The organism is Pseudomonas sp. Pf153, from assembly GCF_001269775.1.
Taxonomy (GTDB): domain Bacteria; phylum Pseudomonadota; class Gammaproteobacteria; order Pseudomonadales; family Pseudomonadaceae; genus Aquipseudomonas; species Aquipseudomonas uvaldensis.
Window position 1 is genome coordinate 866465 of the sequence record NZ_LHVL01000030.1, and the last position, 25546, is coordinate 892010.

Below are 25546 nucleotides of genomic sequence, written 5' to 3' on the forward strand. Positions count from 1 at the left end.
GATCATGAATCCCAAGGAAAACTATCTGCACGAGTTCTTCAGGATCTTCTTCGCCAACAAGCAGTGGGTGAAGCGCATTTTCCTGATTTTCGCCGTGATCGCCCTGGCGCTGCCACTGATGCTCAAGCAGAGCTTCGATATCACCGCTCAGGTGATTGTGCAGTCGAAAAAACTCTCCCAGGGCGATGCGACCACATCGCTGAACCAGGAAAACGCTACGTTCATTCCACCGTCCCTGGCGGACATGGAAACCGAGAGCAATATCCTGCGCTCGCCGGCCCTGATCCGGCAGACCATCAGCACCCTGCGCGACCGTGGCGAGTACACCCCCAGCCCAGGCATTTTCAACAAATGGGTGAGCGAGCCGTTCAAACGCTACATCACCACGCCACTGCGCGAACTCGTGGTCAACCCGTTGCGTGATGGCTTGGGTCTGGAAGTCGACCCGGTGCGCGACACCGTGCTCGACACGCTTACCGACGACGCCATCGAAAACCTGAAGATCGAAACCCTGCCCGGCTCCAACGTGATCTCCATCACTTACAGCTTCGGCGATCCGGCCGAGGGCACCCGGTTCGTCGCGCAACTGCTGCAAAACTACCTCAGCAGCCGCCAGGACCTGCAGTCGATCGAGCTGCCGCAAACCTTTTATGAACAGAAGAGAACTCAATACCAGACACGCCTCGACGGCCTGGAAGGCAACCGGTTGGCATTGCTGGAGAAAATCGGCTCGGCCGATCCCAAGGAGGAAATTACTTTCCGCCTGAACGCCATCAACACCGAAGAGCAGGCCCTGAACCTGTACCAGGACCGCTTGCTGCAAAGCCAACGCTGGCTCGATTACCTCAAGACCAGCCTGGCATCGGCCAACAGTTCGCGGTTCAACGACTACACGTTCCCGTTCACCTTCACCACCACCGTGGACAACATTGCCTTCGAAGACCGGGAAATCAAGCAACTGGGTGAGCAACTGACCGGCCAGGTCAGCCGCTACATGAATGACCTGGCGATCTTCCAGCCCGGCAGCGAACCGATGCTGCTGGCCCGGGAGCAGATCGTGCGGACCCGCCAGCAATTCCTGAAAGTGGTGAGCAACCGGATCCAGGAACGTACCACCGACCTGGCGGTGGTCAGCTCAGTGATCGACCAGAAGCAGGAGCGTATCGCCGCCTTCAAGGAGCGCATCCATCAGTTGCAGACAACCCAGACCAAGCTGCAGCAAATGGACACCGAGATCAACGCCCTGCATGCGGCGTTCTCCACCTACGCCCAGCGGTTTGCCGAGGCCAGCACCGCCCGCTCGCTGGACAACGACCTGTCCAACGCCCGGGTGCTGAGCCCACCGTTCGAACCGACCGCCCCGGCCTTCCCGAAACCGGCGCTGATCATTACCTTCGGCCTGTTCAGTGGACTGCTGCTGGCCATCGCCCTGGTCTATGTGCGTGAGTTCTTCGACCATCGGTTCAAACATCCGGCACAGATCAGCCAGCAACTGGACGTGCCCGTGCTGCTGGTGATCAACGAGCAATCCCCCGACCCGATCAATCCGCATCGCAACTGGAGCCTGCCCAGCCTCGTCCATTGGGTGCGCAATTGAACGCGCCCTTTGCACCGGCCCACCGCAGCGGCCCCCTGCCGATCATTCATTTGCTCGACAGCGGCGGCTTCTACGGGGCCGAGCGGATGCTGCTCGATCATTGCCTGGCCACGCCTGGGCAGCACCAGGTCGTGTTCCTGGCGGCGCCGCCGACCTTGATCACGCGCTTTCGCCAGGCCGGTGTCGATTGCCTCCAGTGCGGCTCCTGGGGCGAGCTGCTGCAGCATCTGCGTCAACGGCGCAGCGAACAGCCGCTGCTCAACACCCACAATTTCAAGGGGTTGTTGTTCGGCTGGGCCGCCGCCACGCTGTTGCGCCTGCCACTGGTGATCACCCAGCACGGGTTCACGCCGCGCAGTCCCAAGCAGCGCTTTTACACCTGGTTGAGTTTGCAACTGTGTCGCACCGCCTCGGTCAAGCGAGTGGTCTGCGTGGCCGAAAGCATCGCCACGCTGCACCGCGAGGCCAGCGTTCGGGCGGAAAAGCTCGACGTGATTCCCAACGGATTGCCGGCCGTCAGCGCGCCGCTGGCTCACCGCGACGACAGGCAGCGCTGGCGGGTCGGCTATGTGGGCCGCTTGAGCATCGAGAAAGGCCCGGACCTGTTCCTCGACGCCATGATCCCTCTGTGCCAGCGACATCCGTCATTGCACGCAGTGATGCTCGGCGACGGCCCGGAACGTCAGGCCCTGCTCAGGCGCATCACCGACGCCGGCCTGCCCAAACGCATCGAGCTGCCGGGCTATCAGACTGACATGAATACCTGGTGGAGTCGCCTCGACGCCCTGGTGATCAGTTCACGCACCGAAGGCACACCGATGATTCTGCTCGAAGCGATGCAGGCCGGTGTGCCAGTGGTGGCCTTCAGCGTTGGCGGCATTCCCGATGTACTGCAGGACCGCCACAACGGCCTGCTCGCCACACCCGCCGACAGCGCCGAACTGGCCCGACAGATCGAAACGTTGTACAGCGAGCCGCCATTGGCCCGGATTCTTGCTGACAACGCCCGTCGTACCCAACAGGACCGCTATGACCTGCGCACGCTGGCCGAACGCTGGTCACAGCTCTACGTCCGCACGGCACGGGAGGCTCGCTCATGATTGTCCCGCTTTCGATTGTCAGCCTGCTGGCCCTGGTTTGCCTGGCGTTGCTGGCCAGTCCCTATCCGTTCCTGGCGCCCGGCGCCGTGCTGGGTCTGGTGGGTGTCGCCGTGCTGTACCGCAGGCCCGTCTGGGGTTTGCTGGGCATCGCCGCACTGGTGCCGTTCGAAGGGCTGTTCAAGGACAACGCCTTTTCCGGCACCAAGTTCCTCGGCCTGGCGCTGGTGTTGATTCTGATGCTGCAATTGGCCCTGCGTCAGATTCCGGAGACGCGCCTGCGCAGCAATATCTGGCGGCCATTGGTCGGTTTCATGATGCTGTACGGCCTGAGCCTGTTGCTGTCGGAAAACATGGACCTGTCCCTGACGCATTTTCGCGACCTGGGGGTGGGTCTGGTCCTGTTCGTGATAACACTGTTGATTGGCCGCGAACTGAACCTGGACCTGTTCTGCCGGGTGGTGACCCTGAGCGTTGCCACGACCTGCGTGATGGCGATGTTTTCCGCCCGGTACCAGGAACAGGGTCGCGCCTCGGGGCTGCTGGCAGACCCGAACGTCTTTGCTCTGCTGATCGCCTTCACCGTGCCCCTGGCGTTGCTGCTGGTGATGCGCGGCCCGAGCCTGCTACATCGCTTGTTCTGGGGCGGCTGCTTCATCCTGTTACTGGGGGGCATGACCAAGACCGAGTCGCGCTCGGGGCTGGTGGTGTTGATGCTCAGCCTGATGATCGGCCTCTACCACTATCGCGCACAATTGCCACGCGTCCGCCCACGACACCTGGGGTTCGCCATGCTCGGGCTGGCCATTCTGATACCCGTGGCAATCGCCGTGATGCCGGACGGTTACGTGGCACGCATCCAGTCATTGAGCATCCTCAGTAACGGCGCCCGCGCCCACCAGGACGAATCCCTGGGGCGCCGCGCCTCGTACATCGTCGTCGGCAGTCAGATGATCCGGGAGAACCCCGTGCTGGGCTCGGGCCCCGGCACCTTCCCGCTGCATTACGCACCCACCGGCTACGCCAAGGCGTTCTCGGCCAACCGCAAGCTCGGTGACCTGTATCGCCGGGCCCATAACACCTATCTGGAGATCTTCAGCGAAATCGGCATTCCGGGCGGGTTGATGTTCGTCGGCATGCTCGGCCTGGGCCTGTACAACCTGTGGCACGCCCGCCGGCTCTGGCTGGCGCGCCGGGACTGGGCGCAGGCGGACTTGCTGACGCACCTGGGCACGAGCTTCCTGTCGCTGATGCTGTTCCTGATGTTCCTCAGCGCCCCGAACCATAAATTGCTGTGGATCATGCTCGCCCTCACCAGCGTGCTGCGCTACGACGCTGAACAGGCCCCGTCACGAGAGGCTCGCCCATGAGCCGGGTCAGCATCGTGATTCCGATGTACAACGAAGCCCGGCACATCGGGCGCACGCTATTGGCAGCCCGGGAAGCGGCTCGCCAGGCAGCGCTGGAGTGCGAATTGATCGTGGTGGACAACGGCTCCGACGACCATGGCCCGCGCATCGCCAACGAGCTGGGCGCGCGCGTGTTGATCGTGCCCGGCGTACACATCGGCGCGCTACGTAATCGCGGTGCCGCTGTTGCCAGCGGCGAGTGGCTGGCGTTCATCGACGCTGACATCGAGATGCCCGCCAACTGGCTCACGTCGTTGCTGGAACTGGAAAGCCGCCAGGGCGATGTGCTGGGACTGGACCTGGACACCCCACGCCAGGCGCCATGGTTTGCCGAAGCCTGGCAACGCCGCAGCCAGCGCCCCGGCGCCCATCGCCTGCATCGAGTGCAGTGGCTGCCCAGTGCCAACCTGTTGATGCGTCGTTCATGGTTCGAACGGGTCGATGGTTTCGATGAAACACTGCGCACCGGCGAGGACAAGGATTTCTCCTTGCGCCTGCGCCAGGCCGGCGCGCAGTTGTTACTGGTCAACGAAAGCGTGGCCCTGCACTGGGGCTATGAAGGCAGTTGGCGCGAGTGGATGAGCAAGGAACTCTGGCGCCAGGGCAGTCACGTGCAGCTGCTGCGCAGCCATGGCCCGAGTCTGCGCCTGCTGCGTTTCCCGGCCCTGTCCATCGGCATCTGGGGGCTGGATCTGCTGGCACTGGTCGCGCTGCTACAGGGCCAGCTGCGTCTGGCACTGATGATCCTGCTGGTTTCCTCGTTGCCGGCGCTGCTGCTCAGCCTGCGCCAGAGCCGCCGCGATCTGCGCCTGACGCTGCAGTTATGGGCCCTGCATGGCATACGCCTGCACCTCACCGGCGCCGCATTGCTGCTCAACCTGTGTCATTGGAACGCCAGGAGACCTGCCCGTGGCTGAACTCATTTACTGGACTTGTCTGTTGCTGCCGGTGTACGCCTACCTCGGCTATCCGCTGATGTTGAGCCTGCTGGTGCCACTGTTTCCTGTCCGCCACTACGGCCGGGCATTGCCGATGGATGTCAGCATCGTCATCGCCGCTCACAACGAAGCACGGCACATCGAAGACAAACTGCGCACCTTGCTGGCCCAGGATTATCGGGCGCATTCGCTGCGAATCATCCTCGTCAGCGACGGCTCCACCGACGACACCGTGGCCCGCGCGCATCGGGTCGTCGATCCGCGCATCAGCGTGCTCGACCTGCCACGCCAGGGCAAGGCCGCCGCCCTCAATGCCGGCGTGGCCCACAGCAGCGGCGAGATCCTGGTGTTCACCGATGCCGACAACCAATGGTCCTACGACACTCTCCGCCATTTGCTGGCGCCGCTGGGCGATCCGGAAGTCGGCGCCTGCGCCGGCCACATGGAAATCCCGATACCGGGCGCAGGCCTGAGCCTGGGCGACAGTCTGTACCGTCATTACGAAGGCTGGCTGCGCCGGGTGGAAAGTCGCACCGACTGCATGGTCTCGGCCGACGGCGCGCTGTTGGCCTTGCGTCGGGAACTGTTCGAGCCCATACCGGCCCAGGTCAACGACGATTTCTTCCTCAGTACCTGCGCACCGGCAGCCGGCAAGTCCATCGTCTACGTGCCCCAGGCGCGGGTGACCGACCAGGGCGTGGACGAGGCCGACAAGCAGTTTCGTCGGCGCCAGCGGGTCACCGTCGGCGGCCTGCTGAGCCTGGTCCATCGCCGGGCGTTGCTCAACCCGCTGCGTCATGGGCTCTACGCCATCGCACTGGTCAGCCACAAACTGATCCGACGCCTGGCCCCCGTGCTACTGCTGCCGCTGTTGCTCAGCAACGCCTGGCTGTGGGACGACCATCTGTTCTATCGCCTGACACTGGCGGGACAACTGTTCGGCTATGCCATGGCGATGATCGGCCTGTTGGACCGGCGTCATCGCTTGCCCCGGCCCTTTCGTCTGGCCGCGTTCGTGCTGGTGACAATGACGGGCATGAGCCTGGGCCTGTGGCAGTTCCTGCGAGGCCAACGCTATAGCCAATGGAACCCCGAGCAGAACCGCTGAGGAGCATGGCCGATGTCGATCAAACAAGTCTTCAAGCGCACCGGCGGCTGGCTGTACCTGAACACGTCCCTGGGACGCGGCCCGCTGCGGGGCGCCGGCGTGATCCTGATGCTGCACCGCGTGCTAAGCAATGATCGCGCCGCCGAACTGCCCCATCGCAACGAACTGTGCGTGGGACCGGAAGCCTTCGAACACCTGTTGATCTGGCTGCAACGATACTTCGAATGCGTGCCGCTGATGACTCTGCTACTGGCCGATCCCGCCAGCGTACCGGACCGTCCACGGGTCGCCCTGACCTTCGACGATGGCTGGCGCGACAACGCCATGAACGCCTTTCCCCTACTGCGCCAGTATCAGGTGCCGGCGAGTATTTTCCTGTCCACCGATTTCATCGGCAGTCGCCAGCATTTCTGGTGGGAAAGCATCGGCGAAACCTTGTGGGGCAGTCATGGGCAGGTGGCGCGGCATGTGCTGATTGAACACCTGCAGGATGTCGGCCGGCCCTTGCCGGTGATGCTCGATGACCTGGATGACGAACGCCGCAGCCTGTCGCTCATGCATTACCTGCAAAGCCTGAAGACCCTCGCCCCACGCGAACTGGACGCCCTTACCCAGGCCTGCCCGCAGGGTGCCCTGCCCCAGGCACTGGACTGGACGCAGGTGCGAATGCTCGAAGACTCCGGCCTGATCCGCTTCGGCCCCCATGGCGCCAGCCACGCGATCCTCACCGGACTGGACGACCAGCGCCTGCACGAAGAACTGTGCCGTAGCCGCATAGCCCTGGAAAACGGGTGTGCCCAGCCATTGCCGGTGTACTGCTATCCCAATGGCGATAACGATGAGCGAGTGCGCCGGCAGGTGGCGGCCCACGGCTTTGCATTCGGCCTGGGCACCGAGACCGGGCTGTATCGCCACGATGGCGATCCGTTGAATCTGCCGCGTTTTGGCGTCAGTCAGCGTAACGCTCATCATCCCGAACTGCTGGCCTGGCGTATCCGTCGAGGGGCTCGCTCATGAGCCGCGGCCATTACCTCAAGCATCTGGCGCTGAGCATGGGCACGCGCCTGGCGATGATCGGCCTGCGCCTGCTGCGCAACGTGTTGTTGGCCCGGATTCTGGGGCCCAGCGAACGCGGGCTGTTCGCCCTGCTCAGTACCCTGCCCGACCTGATCAGTGCAATCACCAGCGGTGGCTTGAATTCCGCCGTGGGCTATCAGGCGGCCCAGCAACGCTCGATAGGACTGCTGCTCAGTCAGGTGCTGGTATTCGGTTGCCTGCTGGCCGGGTTACTGACATTGCTGGTGGTGGCGCTGGTGCGCGAATTCGGCGGCGAACTGGACATCACCACGCAGTTGGGGCTGCTGGCATGGTTGCTGTTGCTGGCCGTGCCGTTGACCGTTCTGAAAAGCGGTTTGCTGACGTTGCACAACGCATCCGGTGGCGTGGGTGCCTTCAATGCCCTGCGCCTGACGGAATCCCTGGCGCCGCTGGTGCTGTTCTTGGTGTTGTTCTGGATGTGGCAGGACGCTGCCCTGGAAGCAGCCCTGATCAGCTGGCTGACGGGTCTGGGCCTGGTAGTGCTGGCTGGCTGGGTGTGGCTGCGACGGGATCACGACGTGTCGTTGCAATGGGACCGCGCCAGCCAGCACGAACTGTTGCGCTACGGCGCCCGCAGCCACCCGGACCTGCTGTTCCAGCAGGTGGTGTTGCGCTCGGATTTCCTGTTCATCGGCGCCCTGCTGGGCAGCACGGCCCTGGGGCATTACGCAATGGCCAGCGCTGCCGCCGAACTGCTGCTGATCGTGCCGGAAGCGGTGACCACGCCACTGATGAAACGCCTGCTGCAGCAGGACACCGACATGCAGCGCCTGACCCCCTTCGCCCTGCGCCTGACCGCCACCGTCATGCTCGGCGCCTGCCTGGGCATGGCATTGATTGGCCAATGGTTGATCGTCACCCTGTTCGGCGTCGCTTATCAGCCAGCTTATCCAGCCTTGCTGGCATTGCTGCCGGGGCTGTTCGGGCTGTGCTATGCGAGCATCCTGCGCCTGGACCTGCTGGGCAAGGACCGGCCTGGTACGGTTTCGCTGCTGATGGGGTTGGGCGCGGTGTTGAACCTGGCGCTGAACGTGGTGCTGATTCCGCACTATGGCATCGTCGGCGCGGCCGCCGCGTCGTCAATCGCCTACCTGGGCGTGACCTTGGCCCTGCTGGCGATGTACTGCCGCCTCAGCGGAGTAGCGTTGTGGCAGACCTTGCTCATCCTGCCCAGCGATTTGCTGCCGATGCGCCAGATGCTGATGGGGAAATCGGCATGAAATTCTTCGTCGCCTGCCAGTCCGCCATCGCGAGCAGGCTCGCGATGGGTTCGACACGGTGGTGGACGATCGGCCTCTGGGCCATGGCGCTATCGGCCCAGGGTGGATCCATGGAGTGGACCGGTATCCGCGACGGTAGCCTCTATTTGCAAACCGACCGCCCAACCCAGGTGACCGTCCGCTGGGTACCGGCGTGGCAGGCCGATGCCAACGAAGAACGTCTGTATCTGCTGGACGGCCAGGGCCGCCTGGCGGGCGAGCGACTGATCGAAGCGGCCCAGGAGCGTGGCGAGCAACAGTGGCCGTTGCGGCCGGGCGCCGCCAGTTATCGATTGGAAATCCCTGGCTACAGTTTTCGCCGTTATAACGTTGAACTCGATGGGCGCACACAGGCCCTGTTCGCCCCGGCCAAGGTGCATTTCAGCGCCGAAACCCACGATGGCGACGAGCTGTATTTCAAAGTCGCAGCCGGCGAGCAGGCAGTTCTGGCAGGCAAGTTCCACGGCGGCGTTCGTGGGCTGCAAGCCCGCCGCGCCGCAGACGGCAAGCAGCTGCAATTGAACCTCAAGCCGTACCGCGCCTATTGGCAGTTCGACCAGGTGGCACTGCCGATTGCCGATGTCGAACAGGTCTGGCGCCTGCACTTACAAGGCAACGGCAAGGCTGCGTTCTGGCTGGATGGCACCGCCAACCTGTTCGCCCAGAATCCGACGCACTTACAGCCGCTGCGTCAGAGTCCTGGGCAAACCCATCTGATGCTGCACCACGAAGCGCTCGGCCCAACCCCCAAGCTGGGCATGTATCTGCCCTACGTGTTGCCACCGCCGTCCAGCTACCCCTTGCTCAATGCGATCAAACCCCAAGCGGCCAGCTTCTACAGCCTGGTCGATGTCATGGCGGCCAAGGCCAGTCATGAAGACGCATTCCGGCGCCTGTATCAGGATCGCTTCGGCATCGACCGGGACATCACCTTGCTGGCCGGCAGCCAACGTCGGGCCGACCTGCAGGCCGACCGGACCAGTCAAAGCGGCTTGCAAGCCTGGCTCACCGCAACCCGCGCTTTGGGCGGCAAAGGCCTCCATTACCTCAGCTTTGCCGATGAGCCGAACCTCAACTACCCAGACTTCGCCAGCTTCCAGCAAGTTTTCCAGAGCATGGCGGCCCAGGTCCGCGCCGACCCCGCCAACGCACGCGCCGGTGTTCGCATCGCCATACCGGCCAGTTCACGCTTCACCAACGGTCCGCTGGCCGAGAACGCTGCCGACAAGCGTGGTCTCGACTGGGCACGACGCTTGCTGGATAAGTACGGCGACCAGGTAGATGCCCTGGCCTGGCACGAATGGATGATCCGCGACCTGCTGGCGACGCGGGCCTATCGCAACAGCGTACGCCAGGCTGCTCGTCTGGTGGGATTGGATAGCCAGGGGCGCCCGCGCAAAGCCTTGCTGTTGGACCAGACCAACATGTCCAGCGGCTCGAGCCTGAGCCCTTATGACCAGGAAACCCATTACGCCGCCCTGTGGTGGACATCCGTGGTCATCAACGCCTCGGCCGACGGCTGGCTGGACATGCTCAACTGGTTCATGCTCGCTGATGAACCCGAGTACCCCAAAGGCATGGTGCGGGTGCTGGACAACCAGCGCTTCGAACTCAAGCCAGTGGGGCTGGCCCAGCAGTTCATTCAGCAGCACTGGCTCGATCAGGTGCTGCGCCTGGATAACGACGCCTTCGAAGTCGACGCCCTGGCCATGGCCACAGGGAAGCAACGCAGCCTGCTGGGCGTGAACAAAAGCACACGCGCTCATCAGGTCAGCCTGGACGGCGTTACCTGTTCCCAGGCTAAAGCAGAACTGGCGTATTTCGGCCCCGACAGTCATATCCGCAGCGCCCCGTTCAATTGCGAGGCCGAGCAGATCCGGTTTCTCCTGCCAGCAGAAACCCTGTTCGCCCTGGGCTGGACTGCTTCCGCTCCCCCACCACCGGCCATCCATCAGGAGGCACCATGAGCGTTCTACAGAAATGTCGTCGTCACGTTCAGCAAAAGGGCCTGCGCGCAGTCTTTAAAAAACTGATCAAGCACTACGTGTATTTCCACACTCGGCTGGTGTGGCTGGAGCACGATGTGCGGACCCCGCTTCCTGCGCATAACCTCAAGCCCTACCCACCCATGCGCCTGGAGTTCATCACGGTCAGCAATGCCGATGCCTTTGCCCGGCACTTCGGCGACCGCGTCGAAACCATGCGCGAGCTGGCGGCCGAAGGCTACACCGGCTTGATGTACCTGGATGCTCAGGGCGACACCGTGGGTTTCGCCTGGGCCAGCACAAAAGACTATTTCGACCGCCATTTCTATCGGTGCAACTTTCCGATCAAGCCTGGCGAGTACTTTCAGTTCGGTGGCGAGATGATCCGCGCCTACTGGGGTTCCAATATGTCGGCGGACATGCAGTTGGAGGTATGGAAAGTCATGGCAGGCAAAGGTTGCCAAACGATGGTCGATGTCTGCGACTTGCAAAACATTCCGGCGATCAAGATGCACCTGCGCATGGGCTTTCAGGAGCGCGGCAAGATCACCCACGTGTATCGCCTGTTCGGTCGCTGGCGTTTTTTCCGCGACACGTTCTACCGCGGCTCGGCACTGGACGCCTTTCGTAAACCGGCCCCACCGCTTGCATCGACCGCGCCGGCCTGATGCCCATGGCGCTTCCCCCCATCGCGAGCAAGCTCGCGATGGGATTTACCCAAACCGGCTCCTCGCCAGGAGGCACCATGAACGTTCTGCAAAAACTGCGTGATCGCATTCGGACAAAAGGTCTGCGCGCCGTTCTGAAACAACTATGCAAACACTACGTGTACTTCCATGAACAACTGGTGTGGATGGAACGCGATCTGGTCAGCCCGATACGGCCCAACAACCTCAGGCCCTATGCACCGTTGCGCCGGGAAATCATTACTACCGTTAATGCCGATGCCTTCGCCACGTACTTTGGCGACCGTGTCGAGACCATGCGCGAACTGGCCGCCGAAGGCCACACCGGACTCATGTACCTGGACGACAAGGGCGACACCGTCGCTTTCATCTGGGGCAGTACACGGGACTATTTCGACCGCCATTTCTTTCGCTGCTGGTTCCCGGTCAAACCCGGTGAGTTTTTTCAGTTCTGCGGCGAGCTGTACCGCGCCTACTGGGGGACCCGGCTATCGGTGGATCTGCAACTGAGTCTGTGGAAAGTCATGGCCGGGCTGGGTTGTAGCAAAGCAGTTGCCGTCTTCGAACTGAGCAACGTTCCCGCCGCCAGGCTGCACCTGCGCATGGACTATCAAGAGCGCGGCCAGATCACTCATATGCATTGTTTGTTCGGCCGCTGGCGGTTTTTCCATGACACGTTCTACACCGGTTCGATCCTGGACTCTTTTCGTAAACCGGCCAAGCCGGTTGCATCCACTGCGGCGGCCTGACTTCCATGACGATCCGGTTCCAATGGTGTCGCTCCCTGGGCGCAGCGGATTTCCCCGCGACAGCTTATGAACAGCTGCGAACCCAGGTGGCCGACGCGACACCGTTCAATACCCTGGCCTGGCTGCAAGCGGCGGAATTCGCCCTATCGCCCGAGCAGCAACTGCATGTGCTGCTGGGCTGGCAGGATCAGACCTTGTGCCTTTGCCTGCCACTGATATCAGGGCTTGAGCGTATCGGCGGGCTGCGGTTCCGGGTGTTGCATCATTTGGGATATCCATTGGCTGACCGCATTGCGGTGCTGGTGCGCCTGGACGCCGAGGGCATGGGCCAGGCGCTGATGCAGATCCGTCAGCACTTACCTCATGCGTTGCTGCAGCTCAATGAAGTGATCGAGCCGGTCGGCGAACAAAGCGTCCTCAGTGCCTGGATGGCGCTGAGTTCCACCGGGGAGCGGCGGCTCAGTTGCCGGGTTCCGGTGCACCTGATCAGCGACAGTGATCATCAGGAAATCTCCGGTGATCCACGCTACAAGTTGCGCCGGGCGCGCAAGCGGATCGCCGCTTGCGGTGCCCAAATCCGTCGAGTGACACCGGATGCCATCAGCATGGGGCAGGTGTTGCGGGCAATTGCCAGTGTCGAGGATGCCAGTTGGAAAGGCGAGGAAGGTGTCGGCATCTTCGCTGACGCCATGGGTCGGCAATGGATGAATCATGCTTTCACCGCCCTTGCCGCCCAGGGCCTGGTGCGAGTGGTGATGCTGGAGCTGAACGGCGAGTGCATCAGCTATCGCCTCGGTCTGTTGGATCAAGGCCGGCTGTACGATTACAACCTGGCATTCCTGCCACAGTACTCGGACTTGGGCAGTGGCCGGGTATTGCTTGAAGAATGGATCCGCTGGGGGCTGGAGGAGAACTGGCGGTGGATCGATGCGTCACGGGTCAGTCTCGATAATTCAAGCCATCAACTGCACGAACGCATGACCGGACAACTGGAGCATTGGCGTTGGAGTTTTTATTCCTGGCAACCCGATGGCCTGATCCTCGGGCTGGCCTTGCGTCTCTGGAAAAGCCTCAAACCCTGGCTTCGTAAACACTCACCCCAAAAAACCAAAGCGACAGGTTCACCTTCCATTCCCAAGGAAAAGGAGATTCCCCATGCCCCGCCAAGTGATCGTCAACGCTGACGACTTCGGACTGTGCGCCAGCGAAAACGCGATAATCGTTCGAGCCTTCCAGGCAGGTCTGGTCAGTTCCGCTACCGTAATGGCCAATACGCCAGGCTTCAAACAGGCCTGTGTCATGTCCCGACAGCCCCGGCTCAAAGGACGCATCGGCCTGCACTTCAATCTCAGCCATGGGTGGCCGTTGAGCGAGGCCATAAAGTCGCGGCGGGCATTTTGCAATGTGCACGGCCAGTTCGATTTCAGCCTGTCCCGCTACTGCCTGCGCCTGCGCTCGAAAGACCTTGCCGCAATCGAGGACGAACTTCAGGCGCAATGGCAACGCTGCCTGGATCACGGCTTGCATCCAAGCCACCTGGACTCCCATCAGCACGTACACAACATTTGGCCCATCGGCGAATTGGTGGCGCGCTTCGCTGCGCGGCAAGAGGTGCCCATTCGCCTGGCGCGCAACCTCGGAGCAAACCTGAATGTACCCAAGCGCATCTTCAAGACCTTACTCAACCGCCGCCTGCGTCGTTTATGCGCAGCGACGGCTGACTATGTGTGCACACCAGCTGACTTGCAATACGCCGCGGCACCGGAACACGGCTTGTTGGAAGTGATCGCGCATCCGACGCAACTGGATGGGGATTTCGGCGATAGCTACCTGCCTCCTGGTTGCTCGTTGACCCAGGTGCTGCATCAGCGCCTGGCGGGGGTACCCAAGGTAGGGTATGGCAGAACTGAACGGTCGTTCGAACGGGTTCAGCTCGAAGATGCGTAGTGACACCTGCATACCCTTGTTATCGGTCGAGCTTTTTCTCTACGTCCGTGACCTTGTCTTGCAGTTTTTCAGCATCCTGCTCATGACTCTTGATCGACTTGGGGGTAATGACCTTATCGACCTTGTCAGTGTCCGGATCGGGCCGGCGGACATCCCGCTCCACCACCGGGACCGGCTCACCGCTCGCATCCTTGGCAGGCATGGCCCCCGCCTTTTTATCCGAATGTTGAGTCGTCATGAAATCGCCCTCGCTGTCTGTGGTATTGAGTTTTCGAGTAGGCGTGCGACGCAGGAGTTCGATTGGATTGAAAAGCTTCGACCTCTGAGCCAAAAGACCCTCCATCCCGTGGAGGAATCTGCTAAAACGCATCTTCTGTTCCCGGTAGCGAATCGCGTCGATGTCTTTATTTTCCCTTTCTGTTCTTAAACGGCGCTGGCTGGCATTTTCTTTCATGGCCGCGATGCTGATCGGTCTACCGGTGGGCTGCGGTGTGCTGCAGCACAAGGAACGCGAGCTGGTGTTTCGCATCGAACCGGGGACCGCGACCTGGTTCAGAGGCATTCCCAACGGCCTGCAAGAGTTCGATCTCAAGCCCGCGAATTTCAAGGCCGGGGAAAACATCCATGGGTGGTGGTGGCCGGCCACACGCAAAAACGCGCCAGCGATCCTGTATCTGCACGGGGTGCGCTGGAACCTGACCGGGCAGTTGTTTCGTATCCAGCAATTGAACGCGATGGGGTTTTCGGTGCTGGCCATCGATTACCGGGGCTTTGGCAAGAGTCATGGCGATCTACCCTCGGAGGCCAGCGTCTACGAAGATGCAAGAATCGCCTGGGAACGCCTTGAAGTGTTGCAACCGGACCCGGCGCTGCGGTTGATCTACGGGCATTCATTGGGTGGTGCCATCGCGGTGGATCTTGCGGCCGAGTTGGGGCAAAAGGCCGTCAGGGAAGGCCTTGTCGTGCCGGCCCGGGGCTTGATCATCGAGTCCACCTTCACCTCGCTGGGTGATGTGGCAACCGCCATGGCGGACACCTCCTTGCCGGTACGCTGGTTGCTGTCGCAGAAGTTCGACTCCATCGACAAGATTTCCGAGATCAACATGCCGTTGCTGGTCGTCCACGGCGCAGCCGACCGTTACGTGCCACCGCGCTTCAGCGAACAACTGTTCAACGCAGCCCGAGAGCCCAAGCGCCTGCTGATGGTGCCGGGGGCCACTCATAACAACAGCATGAGCCTGGCGGGCCGAAGCTATCGCCAGGCACTTGATGCACTGATGATTGCCAAACCGGCGCCCGTGGCGGTACAACCCCGAGCGACCTCAGCCAAGGCTGGCTAGTTCGCTCCCACAGTGCCCGCGCCAGCCGCGAGTCTCAAATCCCCCCCAAATCAACTGTGGGAGCGAGCCTGCTCGCGATGGCGGTGGGTCAGATTGCATGGATGTTGAATGTGCCGCCGTCATCGCGAGCAGGCTCGCTCCCACAGGGTTCTCGCCAGCTGCACGTCTCGCTGGATGAAAAAAAAACGGCACCTTTCGGTGCCGTTCGTATTTCGCTGCCAGAGGTTTACTTGCGGGCCGCCTCCCAGGACTTCAGCAGTTCGCTGTAGCTCACCGTTTCGCCTTTTGGCTTCTCGTTCGCCAGTTTCGGCTTCGGTGCGCCCGGCTGGTCGAACCAGTATTGCGCGTCGCGCTCGGGGTTCATTTTCGGGGCGCAGGTAGCTTGGGCCTTGGAGCGTTCCAGACGGGTCATGATCGCGTCCTGATCCTTGGCCAGACCGTCGAGTGCCTGCTGCGGAGTCTTCTCGCCACTGGCCGCTTCGGCGATGTGGCTCCACCACAGTTGCGCCAGACGCGGATAATCCGGCACGTTGGTCCCGGTCGGGGTCCACTGCACACGGGCCGGGCTGCGGTAGAACTCCACAAGGCCACCCAGCTTCGGCGCCAGGTCGGTCATCGCCTGGGAGTTGATGTCCGACTCACGAATCGGCGTCAGACCGACGATGGTCTTCTTCAGCGACACGGTTTTCGAAGTTACGAACTGCGCATACAGCCAGGCAGCGAGGCGCTGCTTCTCAGGCGTGGACTTCATGAAGGTCCAGGAACCCACGTCCTGATACCCCAGCTTCATGCCCTCTTCCCAGTACGGACCGCGCGGCGAAGGTGCCATGCGCCATTTCGGCGTGCCATCGGCATTCATCACCGGCAGGCCCGGCTTGGTCATGTCGGCGGTAAAAGCGGTGTACCAGAAAATCTGCTGGGCGATGTTGCCTTGGGACGGCACCGGGCCGGATTCGGAGAAGGTCATGCCCGCCGCTTCCGGTGGTGCGTATTTCTTCATCCAGTCCACGTACTTGGTCGTCGCGAACACGGCCGCCGGGCCGTTGGTATCACCGCCGCGGGTCACGCTGGAGCCGACCGGATGGCAGTTTTCGACGCGGATGCCCCACTCGTCCACCGGCAAGCCGTTGGGCAAGCCCTTGTCGCCGCCACCGGCCATGGAGAACCAGGCATCGGTGAAGCGCCAGCCCAGGGACGGGTCTTTCTTGCCGTAGTCCATGTGGCCGTAGACACGCTTGCCGTCGATTTCCTTGACGTCTTCGGAGAAGAACTTGGCAATGTCTTCATAAGCTGACCAGTTCACCGGTACGCCCAGCTCGTAGCCGTATATTTCCTTGAACTTGGCTTTCAGGTCCGGCCGCTCGAACCAGTCGGCGCGGAACCAGTACAGGTTGGCGAATTGCTGGTCGGGCAGTTGATAAAGCTTGCCGTCCGGCGCGGTGGTGAACGAGGTCCCGATGAAATCCTTCAGGTCCAGGGTCGGCGAGGTGAAGTTCTTGCCTTCGTTGGCCATCATGTCGGTGATCGCTTCGGTCTTGCCGTAGCGAAAGTGCGTACCGATCAGGTCCGAGTCGTTGACCCAGCCATCGTAGATGTTCTTGTCCGACTGCATCTGGGTCTGCAGCTTCTCCACCACGTCGCCTTCCTGCAGCAGGTCGTGGGTCAGCTGGATCCCGGTGATCTCGCTGAAGGCCTTGGCCAGTACCTTGGATTCATACTCGTGGGTGGCGATGGTTTCCGACACCACGTTGATCTTCATGCCACGAAACGGCTCGGACGCCTTGATGAACCACTTGAGCTCTTCAAGTTGTTGCTCGGCTGTCAGGGTTGACGGCTTGAATTCGCTGCCGATCCATTTTTTTGCGGCGTCTTCATAGGCGTCGGCCCAGGCCGCAGCACTCAGCCCGCTGAGTGCCAGCATGGCTGCCAATGAAACGCTATGTCGCAGCTTATTGTTTTTATCGAACATAGAGACCTCCTGTTTGGGTTTAAGAGCCACTTCAGCCCCACCGCATCACTGCCAACAGCCACACCAAAGACAACGCGAACGCTATCCAGATGCTCCAGTCGGTCGCGCCGATCACCATCAGGTGCAGGTAGGCGCTACCGAGAAGACCGATAAACAACCGATCGCCACGGGTGGTGGCAATCGGCAGGAAACCACGCCGGGGTACACTCGGCGAACGCATTTCCCACGTGGTCATGCCTGCCAGCAGCAAGGCAATGACACCAAAGAAGGCCGCCGTGGGGACGGTCCAGTTCATCCATTCCATCATCGACTCCTCAGACCCGGCCCAGGGCAAAGCCCTTGGCCACGTGGTTGCGAACGAACCAGATCACCAGCATGCCCGGCAGGATGGTCAACACCCCCGCCGCCGCCAGCACGCCCCAGTCAATACCGGAGGCCGACACCGTGCGGGTCATCACCGCCGCGATGGGCTTGGCATTCACCGAAGTCAGCGTACGGGCCAGCAACAGTTCGACCCAGGAAAACATGAAGCAGAAGAACGCCGTGACGCCGATGCCGGAGCCGATCAACGGAATGAAGATCTTGGCGAAGAACTTGGGGAAACTGTAGCCGTCAATGTAGGCCGTCTCGTCAATTTCTTTCGGCACCCCGGACATGAAGCCTTCGAGGATCCATACCGCCAGCGGCACGTTGAACAGGCAATGGGCCAAGGCCACCGCAATGTGGGTGTCGAACAGGCCGATGGACGAATACAGCTGGAAGAACGGCAACAGGAACACCGCCGGTGGCGCCATGCGGTTGGTGAGCAGCCAGAAAAACAGGTGCTTGTCCCCCAGAAACCGGTAGCGCGAGAACGCATAGGCGGCCGGCAACGCCACGCTCAGGGAGATCACCGTGTTCAGGCTAACGTAGTAGAGCGAGTTCAGGTAACCGGTGTACCAGCTCGGGTCGGTGAAGATCACCTTGTAGTTATGGAACGTGAAGTCCTGCGGCCAGAGGGTCAGGCTGCCGAGGATCTCGGTGTTGCTCTTGAACGACATGTTCAGCAGCCAGTAAATGGGCACCAGCAGGAACAGGATGTAGATCAGCAGTGCAATCAGCTTTCTCTTGTTCATGGAGCGGGCCTCAACGGTTGGCGTCGGAGTGAGTCATGGCGGTATAGAACAGCCACGACACCAACAGAATGATCAGGAAGTAGACCAGGGAAAACGCCGCCGCCGGGCCCAGGTCGAATTGGCCGATGGCCATTTGCGTCAAGGTCTGGCTGAGGAACGTGGTGGCGTTGCCCGGCCCGCCGCCAGTCAGCACGAAGGGCTCGGTGTAGATCATGAAGCTGTCCATGAAGCGCAGCATCACCGCGATCAGCAGCACGCTCTTCATCTTCGGCAACTGGATGTGCCGGAAGACCGCCCAGTTGGACGCCCGGTCGATCCGTGCGGCCTGGTAATACACGTCCGGAATCGCCCGCAACCCCGAATAGCACAGCAGCGCCACCAACGAGGTCCAGTGCCACACGTCCATCACCAGCACCGTGACCCAGGCGTCCATGGTGTTGGCCGCGTAGTTGTAGTTGATGCCCAGGTTATTGAGAGCGGAGCCCAGCAGACCGATGTCGGCCCGGCCGAAAATCTGCCAGATGGTGCCGACCACGTTCCACGGGATCAGCAACGGAATCGCCAGGATGATCAACACCAGCGAAGACCATTTGCCCTTGGTCGGCATCGTCAACGCGATGGCGATGCCCAGGGGAATTTCGATCAACAACACGCACGCCGAATAGATGAACTGGCGCAGCAGCGAGTCGTGCAGCCGAGGATCCATCAGCACCTGCTTGTACCAGTCGGCGCCGACGAAGTAGCGACTGGACTGGTCGAAGATGTCCTGCACCGAATAGTTGACCACGGTCATCATCGGGATCACGGCACTGAACGCCACCAGCAGGAACACCGGCAACACCAGCCACCAGGCCTTGTTGTTCTGCACCTTGTTCATGGCTGCACCTCGCTCATCGGTTCCAGCAGGTATTCATCGGCATAGACCATCAGCCATTGCGCCGGGAAACTGATGTACGCCGTGCCTTCCGGCACCGGTTTGTCTTCGGCCAGGCGCACTTTCAGCGGCGCGCCATCGAGGTTGAGGGTCAGGATCTTGTAGGTGCCGAGGTCTTCGACATGGACCACCTCGGCGCGCATGGCGTCGTCGTAGGGTCCGTCCCAGACATGGACGAATTCCGGGCGGATGCCGACTTTCAGGGATTTGCCTTGCGCCTCGGCGACACGTTGCTGCAGGGTGTCGGAGAGCGGCAAGTGGGTCGACGCGAACCCGACGCCACCGGGCTGCGCCGTGACGTCGATCAGGTTCATCCCCGGACTGCCTATGAAGTAGCCGACAAAGGTATGGCCGGGACGCTCGAACAACTCCCGAGGCGTGCCGAACTGCACGATCTGGCCGCCGTACATCACCGCGATCTTGTCGGCGAAGGTGGACGCCTCCAACTGATCGTGGGTGACGTAGACCATAGTGATGTTGAACTGCTCATGGATCTGCTTGAGCTTGCGCCGCAGCTTCCATTTCAGGTGCGGGTCGATCACCGTCAATGGTTCATCGAACAGGATCGCCGATACGTCGTCGCGCACCAGTCCGCGGCCCATGGAAACTTTCTGTTTCTCGTCGGCGGTGAGGTTGCGGGCCTTCTTGTTCAGCAGGTTCTGCAGATCGAGGACCTCGGCGATTTCCTGCACCTTGGTGTGGACTTTCGGCTCGGCCATGCCTTGGTTGCGCAGCGGGAACGCCAGGTTGTCGAACACCGTCATGGTGTCGTACACCACCGGGAACTGGAACACCTGGGCGATGTTGCGACGCTCAGGGCTCAGGTCGTTGACGACTTTGCCATCGAATTTCACCTGGCCCTCGGAGGGGCTGAGCAGTCCGGAAATGATGTTGAGCAAGGTGGATTTACCGCAACCCGATGGCCCCAGCAACGCATAGGCGCCGCCCTGCTCCCAGATGTGGTTCATCTCGCGGATCGCGTAGTCCTCGGGGCCCGCCGGGGTGCTGGTGTAGCTGTGGGCGAGGTTCTGCAAATGTATTTCAGCCATCAGGCAACCCTCGCAATACGCTGGCCCGGAGCCTGGACCAACTTGCCCTGGGCATCGAAGACAAACAGTTTGTGGGTCGGGATGTAGATGCGGATCGGCGCGTCCACGTCGTACTCGTGCACGCCGGGCAGGTGCAGCACTAACAGGAAGTGCTCGTTGCGCACATGCAGGAAGGTTTCCGAGCCACTGATCTCGGCCACCTCGACGGTCACCGCCAGTTCCAGGTCGTCGTCGTTGCTCGGCACCAGGGAAATGTGGCTAGGGCGCACGCCGAAGCGGAACTCGCCCTCGCCCACCGGACGTAGGTCGACGTTCAGCGGGAAGTGCACAAAATTGGCGAAGCTCACTTCATTGCCGGCAATGCGACCCGGCATGAGGTTGATCGGCGGTTCGGAGAACAGCTCGGCGGCCAGTACGCTTTGTGGTTGGTGATAGACCGAGGACGACTTGCCGCTCTGGATCACCCGCCCTTCGTGGAGAATCGTGGTCGTGCCCCCCAGGGCCAACGCTTCGTTGGGCTCGGTGGTGGCGTAGACGGCGATGGTGTGACGGGCCTGGAACAGTTCGCGCATCTCCTGGCGAAGCTCTTCGCGCAGCTTGTAGTCCAGGTTCACCAGGGGCTCGTCGAACAGGATCAGTTCGGCGTCCTTGACCAACGCGCGGGCCATGGCGGTGCGCTGCTGCTGGCCGCCGGACAACTCCAACGGATGGCGCTTGAGAAACTTCTCGATGCGCAACATCCTGGCGGTTTCCAGCACCTTCGCCTGGATCACTTCATCGGACACACCGGCCTGGCGCAGGGGCGAAGCGATGTTTTCGAAAACGGTCATGGTCGGGTAGTTGATGAACTGCTGATAAACCATCGACACATTGCGCAAGCGCACCGGGCGGTTGGTCACGTCGACGCCGTTCATCAGAATGCGACCGCTGTCGGGCTTGTCCAGGCCAGCCATCAAGCGCATGAGGCTGGTCTTGCCGGACAGCGTACGGCCCAACAGAACGTTGAAGGATCCGGGTTCGAAATTCAGGTTGGCATCGTCGATCCAGGTCTGGCCCTCGACGGTGCGACAGATGTGCTCAAGCGTTAATGACATGGCTCGGCCTTTTTTATTTTTGGAGTCAAGCGACTGGAGTTTAAAAGCGAAAGCCGTGCCAGAAATCGCAAGCCCTTGATCTGACTATGTTTGCTTGAAATTTTTCAGAAAAAGTGTTCGTTGATGAACGAAAGTGAACAATTCAGGTTGAACAACTGAACAGTCCGAGCGTTGACAATGAACAAATCTGAACAACACTGAAGGAATGCTATAACCGGGCCGGACGCGAATCTCCTGTGGTAGCAAGCAAGCCCGCTACCACAAATGGATGTGTATTAAGTGTCATCCAGACCTGCCCCAGCACAAGGAGGATGTGCGAGACTCACCCCAACAATAAAAACAGCTCCTGCGAGAGTGCCCCATGGCCGCACCTGCCCCAGCCTTGTCCCATGACGCCATCATCCAGGCCTCCTGGTCCCGTTGCCGCGCCTTTGGCCTTGACCATCAGAGCGTGCCCTCCTTCGACCCGCTGCCCGCCGAAGGCGTCGCCCAGTTACTGGAGAGCCAGCATTCACTGGTGCAGACCACCCACCAGGAAGTCCTGCCGTATTACGAGAACATCCTGAGCAATTCCAATTGCCTGATCATGCTGGCCGACAACCAGGGCCAGGTGCTCACTTCGTGGGGGACCCAGCGCTTCATCGAGCCGAAACTGGCCCACGGCTTCAGCGCCGGGGCGAGCTGGATGGAACGCTGCACCGGCACCAACGCCATCGGCACGGCGTTGGCCTGTGAACAGGCAGTACACATCGAGCACGATGAACATTTTCTCAAGGCCAACCGCTTCATGACCGGCTCCGCCGCCCCGATCTTCGACGCCGAGCGCAAGGTCATCGCCGTACTGGATGTCTCCAGTGACAGCTACCTGCCACCCTCCCACACGCTGGGCATGGTCAAGATGATGAGCCAGACCGTGGAGAACCGGTTGATCCTCAACCTGTTTCGCGGTGAACACTTCCAGCTGACCTTCAATACCGGATTGAACAACCTCGACAGCCAGTGGGCCGGACTGTTGATCTTCGATGAAACCGGCCAGGTATTGTCCGCCAATCGCCGGGCCGACAATCTGTTGGGCCTGAGCCTGTCGCGGGTCAGCATCGAAAGCCTGTTCAAGGTTTCGTTACTGGACCTTTTGAACCAACCCGATGGCTTGCCGTTCTCGTTGCAAGCAGCAGGACGCAACCGCTTCCAGTGCATGCTCAAGCGCCCCAGCCAGGTGTCGATCAAGCCTCGCGTGTTTGCCGAGCCGACACCCGCGCCAGCGCCGCCCCCCGCCAGTAGCGCCATTAGCCTCGATACCCTGCACTTCGGCGACAGCCGCGTGGAAAAAGCGGTACGCCAGGCCGAGCGTTTGCTGGAGAAAGACATCCCGCTGCTGATCCACGGCGAGACCGGCGTCGGCAAGGAGGTGTTCGTCAAAGCCTTGCACCAGGCCAGTTCCCGCAGCAAACAACCGTTCATTGCCGTGAACTGCGCGGCGATCCCCGCCGAGCTGGTGGAGTCGGAATTGTTCGGTTACGAAAAAGGCGCCTTTACCGGCGCCAACCAGAAGGGCAGCATCGGCCTGATCCGCAAAGCCGACCGCGGCACGCTGTTCCTCGACGAAATCGGCGACATGCCCCTGCCAACCCAGGCCCGCCTGCTACGGGTACTGCAAGAGCGTTGCGTTCAACCGGTGGGCAGCGCCGAGCTGTTCCCGGTGGACATCCGCATCATCTCCGCCACCAACCGCTCGCTGCGCGAACAGGTGCAACTGGGGCGCTTCCGCGAAGACCTTTATTACCGCATTGGCGGCCTGACCCTGGAACTGCCACCCCTGCGCGAACGCAGCGACAAACAAACGCTGTTCAAACGGATCTGGGAACACCACCGCGAGCCCGCCCAATGGGCCGGCTTGAGCCGCGAAGTCCTGGAACTGTTCGAGCGCCATCCCTGGCCGGGCAACCTGCGGCAGGTCAGCAGCGTGCTGCAAGTGGCGCTTGCCATGGCCGAAGAACAGCCCATCCGCCCGGAACACCTGCCGGATGACTTCTTCGTGGACTTGGAAATGGAACCGGTGGAAGCACCGGAGCCGCTGATGGTGGACTTGAACGATGCGGAGGACCTGAACAGACAGCTGCAAGCAGTGGGCGGCAATATCTCCCATCTGGCGCGACGGCTGGGGGTCAGCCGCAACACGTTATACAAGCGTCTGAGGCAATTGGAAAACTGATAAGCCAGCAGCCTGCGCGGAGGCTCAGGCTTTGTACGAATGCATACCTTTAGAACATCTTTGCTTGTTTTGAAGATTAATACGCTGACAAACCCACACCGCTCTTCAAATGGCTGAGTTTGTCACGACACGGTGACAAAAACCCTGCATCGGCCAGCACTCGCCAGCTTGACACTCAAACTTCAGGATGGAACTATCAGGGCAACTTCACGCTTAAGCTTCACCAGGGATTGCAATAAAAACAACAAGGAGATCAAGCTTATGTCGTTCTATTCTTTCTTGAAACGTCCCTCAGCCCTTCACAGGCGCGTCCTTCTTCTCGCCCGTTTCCCGCTCATATAGATGTCACCGCTCCGGTGAATTAACGATCTAACCGAAACATTAGGCAGTTAACGCAAGGGAACGCTGATGCCTCTTTTTCATCAATTCATTGAGAACAATGCCCGTCGTACGCCTGACAAGTCAGCGCTGGTCATCGACGGTGTCCACACACCGTATGATGTCCTGGAGACGCGTGCGACACAGATCGCCGCTTTGTTAATCAAGTGCGGCGTCAAATGTGGCGACCGTGTGGCCTTGTATTCCGGTATCAGCGCGGACTTGATCGCGGCTTTTCTGGCAGTATTGAAAGTCGGTGCAATCACTGCAGCGACGCACCCCACCTACAGCCGAAGCAAACTGCTTTATCAACTCAAGCACACCGATGCCCGGGTGTTATTCACCGATCGCTACGAGGATCCGGAGGCGCTGGTCTCGCAGACCAGTCTGGAGACGATCCTGGTCTTCAGCACAAAGCAAGACCTTCCGGCAGAAGCACCCAGCCTTGGAAAAGCCCTGGATACCCTGACGCCGCAAGACCTGGAAAGAGCCCTTCCCGACATCGACGAACACCTGCCAACTTCAATCTTCTACACCTCCGGATCCACCTTCAACCCCAAAGGCGTGGTGGTGAATCACCCCATCATGATTGCGGCCGCGACCAGCGTGATCGATTACCTGGGCAATACCGCCAGTGATGTCATCCTCAGCTATTCCACCCTGGCCTCCGATTACGGCGTCTACAACATCATGATGCCGTTGTTCTTTGGCGGTACTGCGGTGATCGAAAGCCGAACCGCAAATTGTGCCGACGATGTACTCGAAGTCATCAAGCGAGAACACGTGACCGGCCTGCATGTTTTTCCACCGGTATTTTTCCTCTTGGCAAGCATGGGCGAGCATTGGCAAGGACAATTACCTTCACTTCGTTATATATCCAGCAGTGGCCAACCGCTTTATCCACGGCACATCCAACAAATAAGAGAAGCACTGCCCAATGTCGATATCTTTTCCAACTACGGCCTTACCGAGTGCAAGCGAGTCAGTTATCTGCCGCCATCCGACATTGCACTGCGCCCGGGCTCGGTAGGAAAGCCACTCAAAGGCGTACACGCCTTGATTGTTAACGAACAGGACGAACCCATTACAGAACCGGAAGTCGTCGGCGAACTACTGGTGAGCAGCAACTATCTGATGCTGGAATATTGGAAGATGCCTGAAGAGACAACCAGGGCGTTCAAATACAACAGTTTCGGTCGCGACAGGTTTTACCGCACCGGCGACTTCTTTCGAAGGGATGCTCAAGGTTATCTCTATTACGTCTGCCGGAAAGACGATCTGTTTGCCCGTCATCTCTGGAAAGTGAATCCTCGAGAAATCGAACAATGCCTGGCCTCCCATCCTTCGGTAGCTCAGGTCGTGGTGGTCCCCGTTGCGGACGAGGCCGCCGGCTTCGTCCCCAAGGCCTGCGTCGTACTGGAAGCCGATTGCCAGGACACAACGGAGCAGATGCTGCTGGATCACTGCCAGGCCTTGCTGGATTGGCATATGGTGCCTGCCCAGTGGGCATTCATGGATACGTTGCCGAAAACCGACTCGGGAAAGATCACGGCCAAAGGACTGATTTGATATCAGGGAGCGA

22 protein-coding genes are annotated in these 25546 nt (G+C 60.8%); 15 read left to right on the top strand and 7 right to left on the bottom strand.

The features are described 5' to 3' along the window. Window positions 1-4: 4 nt before the first annotated feature. The 12 genes from AD666_RS24995 (at window position 5) to AD666_RS25050 (ending at window position 13873) form a co-directional block, all read left to right on the top strand. The gene (locus tag AD666_RS24995; RefSeq protein WP_053158402.1) at window positions 5-1597 is read left to right on the top strand and encodes a Wzz/FepE/Etk N-terminal domain-containing protein; all 1593 of its coding nucleotides are present in this window, start codon (window positions 5-7) and stop codon (window positions 1595-1597) included. Then, on the top strand, window positions 1594-2697 hold the full coding sequence (locus AD666_RS25000) for a glycosyltransferase family 4 protein (protein ID WP_053158885.1): 1104 nt from the start codon (window positions 1594-1596) through the stop codon (window positions 2695-2697). Before AD666_RS24995 ends, AD666_RS25000 begins: the two co-directional genes overlap by 4 nt. Further along, on the top strand, window positions 2694-4064 hold the full coding sequence (locus AD666_RS25005; RefSeq protein ID WP_053158405.1) for an O-antigen ligase: 1371 nt from the start codon (window positions 2694-2696) through the stop codon (window positions 4062-4064). The genes AD666_RS25000 and AD666_RS25005 overlap by 4 nt, the downstream gene beginning before the upstream one ends. Continuing rightward, window positions 4061-5020, top strand: a complete 960-nt coding sequence (locus AD666_RS25010) for a glycosyltransferase (RefSeq protein WP_053158408.1) — start codon at window positions 4061-4063, stop codon at window positions 5018-5020. Before AD666_RS25005 ends, AD666_RS25010 begins: the two co-directional genes overlap by 4 nt. Next, complete coding sequence (locus tag AD666_RS25015) at window positions 5013-6149, top strand: glycosyltransferase family 2 protein (RefSeq protein WP_053158411.1); 1137 nt, start codon at window positions 5013-5015, stop codon at window positions 6147-6149. The genes AD666_RS25010 and AD666_RS25015 overlap by 8 nt, the downstream gene beginning before the upstream one ends. 12 nt (window positions 6150-6161) lie before the next feature. Next, on the top strand, window positions 6162-7166 hold the full coding sequence (locus AD666_RS25020) for a polysaccharide deacetylase family protein (protein ID WP_053158415.1): 1005 nt from the start codon (window positions 6162-6164) through the stop codon (window positions 7164-7166). Beyond that, window positions 7163-8467 (top strand): oligosaccharide flippase family protein, encoded by a 1305-nt coding sequence (locus AD666_RS25025; protein ID WP_053158418.1) that lies wholly within the window; start codon window positions 7163-7165, stop codon window positions 8465-8467. Before AD666_RS25020 ends, AD666_RS25025 begins: the two co-directional genes overlap by 4 nt. Before the next feature lie 44 nt (window positions 8468-8511). Continuing rightward, on the top strand, window positions 8512-10473 hold the full coding sequence (locus AD666_RS25030) for a hypothetical protein (protein WP_053158889.1): 1962 nt from the start codon (window positions 8512-8514) through the stop codon (window positions 10471-10473). Beyond that, entirely contained in the window at window positions 10470-11159 is a 690-nt protein-coding gene (locus AD666_RS25035) for a GNAT family N-acetyltransferase (protein ID WP_053158421.1), read from the top strand. Before AD666_RS25030 ends, AD666_RS25035 begins: the two co-directional genes overlap by 4 nt. A gap of 77 nt (window positions 11160-11236) precedes the next feature. Continuing rightward, window positions 11237-11926: a hypothetical protein gene (locus AD666_RS25040; RefSeq protein ID WP_053158424.1), complete on the top strand. Its 690-nt coding sequence runs from the start codon at window positions 11237-11239 to the stop codon at window positions 11924-11926. Window positions 11927-11931: 5 nt separating this feature from the next. Beyond that, complete coding sequence (locus tag AD666_RS25045) at window positions 11932-13110, top strand: GNAT family N-acetyltransferase (protein WP_053158437.1); 1179 nt, start codon at window positions 11932-11934, stop codon at window positions 13108-13110. After that, complete coding sequence (locus AD666_RS25050) at window positions 13082-13873, top strand: carbohydrate deacetylase (RefSeq protein ID WP_053158441.1); 792 nt, start codon at window positions 13082-13084, stop codon at window positions 13871-13873. Before AD666_RS25045 ends, AD666_RS25050 begins: the two co-directional genes overlap by 29 nt. Window positions 13874-13892: 19 nt before the next feature. Here the strand turns inward: AD666_RS25050 and AD666_RS27110 are convergent, their stop codons facing one another. Beyond that, entirely contained in the window at window positions 13893-14327 is a 435-nt protein-coding gene (locus AD666_RS27110) for a hypothetical protein (RefSeq protein ID WP_371259632.1), read from the bottom strand. Here AD666_RS27110 and AD666_RS25060 point away from each other — a divergent pair. Beyond that, on the top strand, window positions 14272-15213 hold the full coding sequence (locus AD666_RS25060; RefSeq protein ID WP_053158444.1) for an alpha/beta hydrolase: 942 nt from the start codon (window positions 14272-14274) through the stop codon (window positions 15211-15213). The two genes, AD666_RS27110 and AD666_RS25060, sit on opposite strands and share 56 nt — an antisense overlap. 226 nt (window positions 15214-15439) lie before the next feature. Here AD666_RS25060 and AD666_RS25065 read toward each other — a convergent pair whose 3' ends face one another. From AD666_RS25065 to AD666_RS25090, 6 genes are read right to left on the bottom strand one after another with little or no spacing between them, the layout of a single operon-like run. After that, the gene (locus AD666_RS25065) at window positions 15440-17182 is read right to left on the bottom strand and encodes an ABC transporter substrate-binding protein (protein WP_053158447.1); all 1743 of its coding nucleotides are present in this window, start codon (window positions 17180-17182) and stop codon (window positions 15440-15442) included. Window positions 17183-17213: 31 nt separating this feature from the next. Continuing rightward, a complete protein-coding gene (locus AD666_RS25070; protein ID WP_053158450.1) occupies window positions 17214-17486 on the bottom strand; it encodes a DUF2160 domain-containing protein in 273 nt (90 codons plus the stop codon). Window positions 17487-17496: 10 nt separating this feature from the next. Continuing rightward, complete coding sequence (locus AD666_RS25075) at window positions 17497-18297, bottom strand: carbohydrate ABC transporter permease (protein WP_053158453.1); 801 nt, start codon at window positions 18295-18297, stop codon at window positions 17497-17499. A 10-nt stretch (window positions 18298-18307) separates the two neighbouring features. Further along, window positions 18308-19174, bottom strand: a complete 867-nt coding sequence (locus AD666_RS25080) for a carbohydrate ABC transporter permease (protein WP_053158456.1) — start codon at window positions 19172-19174, stop codon at window positions 18308-18310. After that, window positions 19171-20280, bottom strand: a complete 1110-nt coding sequence (locus AD666_RS25085; protein WP_053158459.1) for an ABC transporter ATP-binding protein — start codon at window positions 20278-20280, stop codon at window positions 19171-19173. The genes AD666_RS25080 and AD666_RS25085 overlap by 4 nt, the downstream gene beginning before the upstream one ends. Beyond that, window positions 20280-21374, bottom strand: coding sequence for an ABC transporter ATP-binding protein (locus AD666_RS25090; protein ID WP_053158462.1), 1095 nt, complete (start codon window positions 21372-21374; stop codon window positions 20280-20282). Before AD666_RS25090 ends, AD666_RS25085 begins: the two co-directional genes overlap by 1 nt. A 361-nt stretch (window positions 21375-21735) precedes the next feature. Here AD666_RS25090 and AD666_RS25095 point away from each other — a divergent pair, with 361 nt between their 5' ends. Both AD666_RS25095 and AD666_RS26715 read left to right on the top strand, forming a co-directional pair. After that, window positions 21736-23586: a sigma-54-dependent Fis family transcriptional regulator gene (locus tag AD666_RS25095; protein ID WP_053158464.1), complete on the top strand. Its 1851-nt coding sequence runs from the start codon at window positions 21736-21738 to the stop codon at window positions 23584-23586. A gap of 408 nt (window positions 23587-23994) precedes the next feature. Beyond that, window positions 23995-25533, top strand: a complete 1539-nt coding sequence (locus AD666_RS26715; protein ID WP_218186715.1) for a class I adenylate-forming enzyme family protein — start codon at window positions 23995-23997, stop codon at window positions 25531-25533. Window positions 25534-25546: the final 13 nt, after the last annotated feature.